Annotated in this window: 6 protein-coding genes; 2 read left to right on the top strand and 4 right to left on the bottom strand. The window is 66.1% G+C overall.

The genetic code is table 11. The features are described 5' to 3' along the window. Positions 1-222: 222 nt before the first annotated feature. Positions 223-750 carry a DUF4240 domain-containing protein gene (locus ABZV78_RS24130; protein WP_355641979.1) on the bottom strand — a complete coding sequence of 176 codons (528 nt, stop codon included), beginning with the start codon at positions 748-750 and terminating at the stop codon, positions 223-225. 459 nt (positions 751-1209) lie between these two features. On the opposite strand from ABZV78_RS24130, the gene ABZV78_RS24125 reads away from it, so the two are divergent. Next, positions 1210-3816, top strand: coding sequence for a zinc-ribbon domain-containing protein (locus tag ABZV78_RS24125; protein WP_355641977.1), 2607 nt, complete (start codon positions 1210-1212; stop codon positions 3814-3816). A gap of 198 nt (positions 3817-4014) precedes the next feature. Here the strand turns inward: ABZV78_RS24125 and ABZV78_RS24120 are convergent, their stop codons facing one another. Further along, the gene (locus ABZV78_RS24120) at positions 4015-4545 is read right to left on the bottom strand and encodes a hypothetical protein (protein ID WP_355641975.1); all 531 of its coding nucleotides are present in this window, start codon (positions 4543-4545) and stop codon (positions 4015-4017) included. Positions 4546-4652: 107 nt separating this feature from the next. After that, positions 4653-5360, bottom strand: coding sequence for a hypothetical protein (locus ABZV78_RS24115; protein ID WP_355641973.1), 708 nt, complete (start codon positions 5358-5360; stop codon positions 4653-4655). 375 nt (positions 5361-5735) lie between these two features. Here ABZV78_RS24115 and ABZV78_RS24110 point away from each other — a divergent pair, with 375 nt between their 5' ends. Beyond that, positions 5736-6254, top strand: coding sequence for a GNAT family N-acetyltransferase (locus tag ABZV78_RS24110; RefSeq protein ID WP_355641971.1), 519 nt, complete (start codon positions 5736-5738; stop codon positions 6252-6254). A 221-nt stretch (positions 6255-6475) separates the two neighbouring features. On the opposite strand, the gene ABZV78_RS24105 is transcribed toward ABZV78_RS24110, so the two are convergent. Next, complete coding sequence (locus ABZV78_RS24105; RefSeq protein ID WP_355641981.1) at positions 6476-7288, bottom strand: DUF2637 domain-containing protein; 813 nt, start codon at positions 7286-7288, stop codon at positions 6476-6478. Positions 7289-7290: the final 2 nt, after the last annotated feature.

Raw genomic sequence — 7290 nt, 5'->3', positions numbered from 1 at the left:
CCATCGTGCAGTGGGATTCCGACCGACCGCCGACCTTGGTCAGCTTCAACGACACCGGGCACCTGTAGCTGTATGCATTCGCTCATCGGCACGAGCGGTCGGCTGACTTGGCGGTCTAGCAGGTGCGGACCCCGACGCCCGATCGGCGGCATGAGCGGATGCGGGGCCTCGCCGCCACCACCCCGCAGGCCGGCGCGCCAAAAAGACTTCTTGACCACGCTGTCAGGGCTGATCTTCGTCGTAGAAGATCGCGGTTAAGCGAGGCAGGAGGCGGCGCAGCCGCACCTCGTCCTCGAAGTCGAAGTACTCGCCCGCAGGCCCGGGCGGCAGATTCTCACCCTTGTCCGGCAGCGCCGTCCAGAACGTGTCCTCGTCCTCGGCGGCATGTGGCGCGACGTAGAGCATCGCCTCGCAGTCGAGGTCACCGGTGTCCACCTCGATGACGTCGGCGAGCGAGTCCGGGTCGGCGAGGGTCGCCTCCCAGCGCGCCCGCCCCTGCGCCATCAGCCAGCCAAGAAAGTACGCGAAGCCGTCATCGGAAGCGCCGCCGTTGATGACATACGCTGCGGCCCACAGATCCCAGCGGTAGGCATCCCGATCGAACAACTCATCCTGCATCTCGTGGAAGGCCACCAACTCGGCGAGCGGCCGACCCCGTAGCAGGTCTGTGAGCGCCTCCGGCACCCCGTCGACATCGCCCACCCGTGCACATGCGGCCTCGACAAGCTCCCAGAACCCATCCCTGTCCACGTCAGCATTCTGCCTTCGCAGTGCGACGTGCAAACGGTCGGACGGAGCACGTCCTCCCGTCGTACCGTCTCACGCACATCGGCAGTTGTGGACGTCATCGGCTCCACCGGGCCGGTCACCGACCGTGAGGAGCGGCGATCTGCTGCGCGCACGAACGGCGGCAGTTCCGGATGTGGTCGAACATCTTCAGGAGTCGCCTCCGGCCGAGCCTTACCGTGGGTTGCCGCCGTTCCGGCGTCCCCTCGTCGCCGCGTTGACGATCTGCCGGAGATCGGCCGTCTTGTCAAGGCAAACGTCTCGGTGCGGGCTCGCAGCCGGCATACCTGCGCAACAGCGTGACCGACGTATAGATCTCGAGGTCCGGGTTGCGCCATTGGCTCACTGCCCCACCTAACGAGCGACGGTGAAACACCAAACCGGAATCTACGTTGTCACACTCAAGCGGTAGGTTCTCCCGTCGTGGATGCTTCGGAACCTGTCCCAGCAGCGGTTGTCCCAGCGAGCCGATCAGCGCGGGTCGCTCGGTTCGCTCGCGGGACGCTGTTGCGCGACGAGTTTCCACAGCTACTGCCGCTGATACATCCGACCAGGAACCCAGACTTGGACCTGGCGACGTTGACTGCCGGCAGCGGCCGGAAGCTGTGGTGGCTGTGCCCGGAGGGCGGGGATCACATGTGGCGGGCGGTCGTGGCAAATATGACCAGGCCGAACAGCCGCTGCCCGTTCTGCGTAAACCAGCGGGTATCAGTGACGAACTCCCTCGTCACTCGGTACCCGGAGGTGGCGGCGGAGTGGCATCCGACCGCGAACAACGGACGCCGCCCGGATCAGATTGTGTATGGCAGCAACGAGCGCGCCTGGTGGCAATGCGCCGCCGACGGTCGGCATCAATGGCAGACGCGAATCGTTCAGCGCACGGCCGAGCGCACCGGGTGCCCGTACTGCACGAACAAGCGTGCGTCGGCAACGAACAACCTCGCGGTGTTGTACCCAAAAGTCGCCGAGCAATGGCATCCGCATCGGAATGGCTCTTTGACGGCGGCCACTGTCCCGGCGGGCAGCGGCGCCAACGCCTGGTGGACGTGCCCGGGCGGCCCGGACCACGAGTGGCAGGTACGGGTCGCGCAACGCACCACCGGCGGTGCCGGCTGCCCATTCTGCCAGAACCAGCGAGTGTCGATCACGAACTCGCTCGCCACGCTATTCCCTAAGGTGGCCGCTCAACTCGACGCCGAACTAAACGGAGGGCTCACCCCCGCCGAGGTCATCGCAGGAAGCAACAAGCCGCGCTGGTGGCGATGCTTGGCTGGCCCCGACCATGTCTGGAAGGCAAAGCCACACGACCGTACGGCCAGAGGCGGAACCGGTTGCCCTGCCTGCGTAGGACACCAGGTATCAGTGACGAACTCGCTCGCGACATTGTTCCCGGACGTTGCTGCGCAGTGGCATCCCGTGCGCAATGGAGACCAGCGTCCAGAAAACGTGACCGCGTACAGCAACACGCCGGTTTGGTGGCAGTGTCTACAGGACTCAAGCCACGAATGGAAGACCGCCCCGAGCAATCGCAGCGGGGGACACACCGGGTGCCCGTTCTGTAAGAACCGCCGAGTGTCGGCGGAAAATAATCTTGCCGTGATAAACCCCGCATTGGCGGCCCAATTCGATCCCGCCCTCAACAAGGGAATCACCCCGGAGCAGGTGGTAGCCAGCAGTTCCTTCCGGGCGGTGTGGCGGTGCGCCGCCGGCCCGGATCACATATGGGAGATGTCGGTCGCCTCTCGGATGATCCGGGACGCCGGCTGCCCGGCCTGCCGCGGCCGTAAGGTATCGGTAACGAATTCCCTTGCGACGCGGCGCCCGGACCTCGCGGCCCAATGGCATCCCACTCGCAACGCCGCCCTGACACCAAACGACGTGATCGCCACGAGCAGCACGACTCTGGTCTGGTGGAAATGCCCTTATGGGCTAGACCACGAGTGGTCGACCATGGCCTACCAGCGGACTGTTGTCGGTACGGGCTGTCCCTGCTGCAGAGGCCTGCGGATCTCGGTGACCAACTCCCTCGCGACACGGCGCCCGGACTTGGCGGCCCAGTGGCACCCCACCCGCAACGGCGCCCTGACTCCGGAGAAGGTGGTATCCGGCAGCAAAATCTCAGTTTGGTGGAAATGTGCGGAAGGTCCTGACCACGAATGGTCCGCAACGCTCGACAAACGGGCAGGGCGGGACTCGACCGGCTGCCCCGCCTGCGCCGGGGTGCAGGTGTCAGTGACCAACTCGCTCGCCACCCGGTCTCCGCTCATCGCAGCCCAACTCGATCCGTTACTCAACGACGGACTCACTCCAGACAGGGTGGTCAACGGCAGCGAGGAGAAACTGTGGTGGCGGTGTCCAGAAGGACCCGACCACACCTGGCCAGCGGTCGTGTCCAGCCGCACCCGCGCCGGCAATGGCTGCCCCTGCTGCGCCGGCCAACGCCTGTCCGTGACTAACTGCCTAGCGACCCGGTTCCCGGAGATCGCGACCGAACTCGACCCGGAACTCAATGAGGGATTGACCGCCGACCAGCTAACCGCTGGCAGCACCAAAGCGATCGAATGGCGCTGCCGCAACAACCCCGAGCACACCTGGACCACTAAGGTGTCGAGCCGGACGGCCGGTGACACCAACTGCCCGGTCTGCGCGGTCACCGGCTACAACGCCGCCAAACCTGGGTTTCTGTACCTTCTGCGCCGCGAGTTCGACGGCCGCGAGCAACGCAAGATCGGCATAACCAACGTGCCCGACGCCCGGCTGGCTAAGCTACGCCGATACGGATGGCAGCCGGTCGAACTGTCGTCGCCGCTGGACGGAGCAGTGGCCCGTGAGCGGGAGCAGGCGTTCCTAGCCGTCCTGGTCGTTCGCGGCCTGCGCAGCGGCCGCAAACTTGCACAGACGGCACGGGAAGACGGCTACACCGAAACGTGGAACCACGCCGACTTGCCGGTAGGATCACTAGCCGATATCGCGGCAGTGTCGGCCGCAATAGGCACAGTGATGCGAGTCGTCGAAAAGTCAGGCGGCTAATTCGAGCGGATATACCGCCAGAATTCTTCCATCACACGTCGTCGGCCAAGGCCGCCAGCACCAAGCTCAGGCACGCTCGACGCTCCGGGTTCGCGGAGGCCGGCGACTCGGCGAGCCGTATCCCTTACTGACGCTAGGTGGTCGGCGGGCCTGGGCTACGGACGGATCGCGGCCAGATCAGTGCACGGGCTGGGAGAGTCAGACGACCTGAGTCTGCTCCAGTCGGTCCATCGCCCGATAGGCTTTTCGAAGCCGGTCAGTCACATCGACTGCACCATCAAGGCCAGCACGGATCTGACGTACGGTGATCCGGTGGCCCGCGACCCACGGGCTCGCTTGCGCGATCGCCTTGACCTTGTCGGCTGGAACCTCGACAGCCTGCTCGATGTCGTAGGTGACGCTGTTCAGGACGACAAAGACGCAGGCGTGGAAGCTCCAACTCCGAAACGGCGAGTAAACGTGCGTGCGCCGGCTGCCGGGCTCGATGACGCGGCACTTCACCTGCAGCAAGGTGCCGTCTGCCGCACGAACGTCCCAGCTCTTCTCCGACTGCGGCGCAAGGCAGCCTCGGTATGCCGTTGCAACGACGGACTCGGCCAAGTCACCAGCAGGGGCATTACGCGACCTGACAACGCCACGCTGGATCAGCTCAGTGAGGATCCGAGAGTAGAGCCCGAGCAGTTGCCGGACGCTCATCGAGCGGAGATCAGGGTCGGCAGCCGTCTGCACGGCGCGACCGTACACCCGTGCTGCAGACGAGGACACGTCGTGAACCCCCTCGGCGGCAGATCCGCGCTCTCGTGAGCCCAACGAACGAAAGCCAACGCAGGCCGATCTCAGTCACCGACCAGCTCCATAGCTCGATCCTTCGGAATTCGCCAACCTGCAGGAGCCCGATCGTCAGCGATACTCGGATTGGGGGGCGGCAGATGCCGTTCCTCGATGGACACCACGTAGCGGCGCCACCCGGACTCCGCTTGAAACCTTGCCAACCAGATCTCCTTCGCGCCCAGTGGTTGGTCATGATTCCACCGTGCCCGACCTCGGAACCAGACGTCCGAGATGCCGTGTGGGAGGATAAGGTCATCGACCTGCTCAGATATTCCGTCGTCATAAGAGTCGGACAGTCGGTAGAAGTAGTGGGCGCCTTCCCCGTGACCCCGGGCAAAAAGGAAGAGGTGCCGCTCATCGGCCGATTGGGCCAGGAGTTTGTTGAGGTTCTCACGGGCCCAGTCCTCCGCCAGCATCTCAGCGCACACCTGCGCGAGCTCGTTCCAGCGTAAGGGGATCGATCCGGCCTCGGTCTGGGGCTGCCCTGCCTTCTTCGCCCGTGCCCACTCACCCATCAGCCTCGTGGCTGGGGGTGAGGTGACCTCAACGATGCCGCGGCGCTCCTGGCCATCGGCGTACACCCAAGAACCGTCAGGCTTCTTGTCACCAGCGCCAGCATCCGCGAGCTTGATGTCGACCCCGAGGACCTGCTCCAAGGCCAGAAATGCAATCTTTTCCTCACGGCTTGCCTTCGCCCCGGCCACGTTGCTCATGGCTTGGAGAGTAGCTGGGCGCCGCAGAGCGGGCGCGGAAGCGGTACCCGTGGAACCGGTCGACGGTAAATCGCAGGAGCGGTTCACCAACCTCGACGTGGGCCCTAGCGTCCCGTCACTGACACCTTCTACGTGGCTTGGTGTTGCTCCATCCTGGTTGAGTTTGCTCCTGCCGTTGATGCAGCAGTTGCGGGCTCTGCTGTGCGGTCTGGTGGGTGACGGCGGGTGGACGCGTTGGTGGCGGGGCAAACGCGGATGTTGTTGCGGCGCTACGCGGGCCACGGCGCGCGGAGGAGGTCGCGGTCCTGGTCGGGGCGTCTCGTCCGACGGTGAAAACCTGGGTGCGCAACTAGATTTGGTCACGTACGCGCCATCGTGAGCGACCGCCTTCTGCTGCGCCCCTGGCGCGATGAGGACGCCGACTTCCTGCTGGATCTCGAGTCGCGCTGGGAGGTCGTGCGATTGTTGGGAGCGCAGCCCACGATCATGAACAACCGCGAGGATGGCCTCGCCTCGATCGCACGCCGGCGCGCCATCGACGATCCGCTCGAAGGGATCTGGGCCATCACCACAGCGGCGGACGGCCGGCTGGTGGGATACCTCCTGCTCAAGCCGATTCCCCTGTCGGCCGGGCAACCAGCCGGCGGGCCGGCCGATGTCGAGATCGGCTGGCACTTGCATCCGGAGGCCTGGGGGCATGGCTACGGCTCGGAAGCAGCGGCGGCGGTCCTAGATGACGCGTTCAGCCGGGGCCTCGCGACGGTCATAGCGGTCACGGATCCGGACAACCGTGCCTCCCAGGCCGTCCGCCGGCGGCTCGGCATGACGCACGTTGGCCGCACGACGCGGTACTACGACACGTCGAACGAACTCTTTGAAAAGCTGGACAGCTGATCGGCAAGACCGCCTCTGCCGGTCGCCACCGCCACATCGGCAGAAGCGGATGCGCGGCGCCGTCGACGCCGCATCGCTGGTAATGGCGCCTTCAAGACCGCTGGCGGTTGTGCACCGTACTTTCCTCCGCTCATCGCCGTCGGTCCGCTGGAGGCTGTGGGCGTTGGACTCTGGGCGGACTGTGCGGTGACCCGTGGGCGGACAGCTGTCAGCGAGGGCGGTCAGCGAGGTGCCCGTTGACGTGTGCTGGAGCCGTTGCGTGCCGGTGATGGCCAGTGGCGGCGGACGGTGCGTTCGGACCTGCCGATTCGGGCGGCGATTTCGGCCGGGTGCAGGGTGGGGTCGCGTCGCCGCCAGTAGGCGACCGCTGGGGCGGTGCCGGCCGGCACCTCGTCTGGGTTGGTGTCCAGGGCCGCGTGCGGCAGCTCCGGCCTGCTCGCGCCGTCGTTGTCCGTGGGTCCTGACTGCGAGGCCTCATTAGGCCGTGTCGGCGGCGTGTCTCGAGCCGGGTCGTGGTGCGTGTCGCCGCGCCGTACCCGAGTGCGGGTCGCGCGGGTGGCGGTCGGGGCTGGTGATTGTTCGGCTAGGGGCGGAGCGGTTGGCGGTTTGACCAGGGCTGTCCCGAGCGTCGCGGCGTGGATCCTTGCGGTGATCTCGACGAGGCTCACGCTGGCGACGATGACGAGCCCGTCGACGGAGATGGGCAGGAGGTAGGCCGCGCCATGTTCGGTCTCCCCGTAGCGGGCGGCGACGCCGACGAGGTGCCAGTAGCTCACCCAGGTGGCGATGGCGGCGATGACAGCGGTCGCGGCGAGGCGGATGGCGCGGAGCAGGCGGCGGTGGTGGGGTGCGCGGGAGATCAGCTCGACGGTGAGCAGCAGGGCCAGGGGCGGCCACGCGGCGATGATTTGGCTTATCGGGTTCGGGCGGGCGTGCAGAACGTTCGCGGCGACTGACGCGACGACGCCGAGGGCGAGGCTTGCCCGTACCGCCCACCTCAGTCGCTGCAGTTGGTCAGCGGCGTCACCAGTCAGCG

The sequence above is a fragment of the Micromonospora sp. NPDC004540 genome, from assembly GCF_040610095.1.
Lineage (GTDB): Bacteria > Actinomycetota > Actinomycetes > Mycobacteriales > Micromonosporaceae > Micromonospora.
The sequence above is the reverse complement of the archived record's forward strand: the minus strand, read 5'-3'. Positions and strand labels throughout refer to the sequence as shown.

Excerpts from the sequence above, each read along its gene's own strand:
- ABZV78_RS24115 (WP_355641973.1), bottom strand. The coding sequence starts at position 5,360 with ATGAGCAACGTGGCCGGGGCGAAGGCAAGCCGTGAGGAAAAGATTGCA.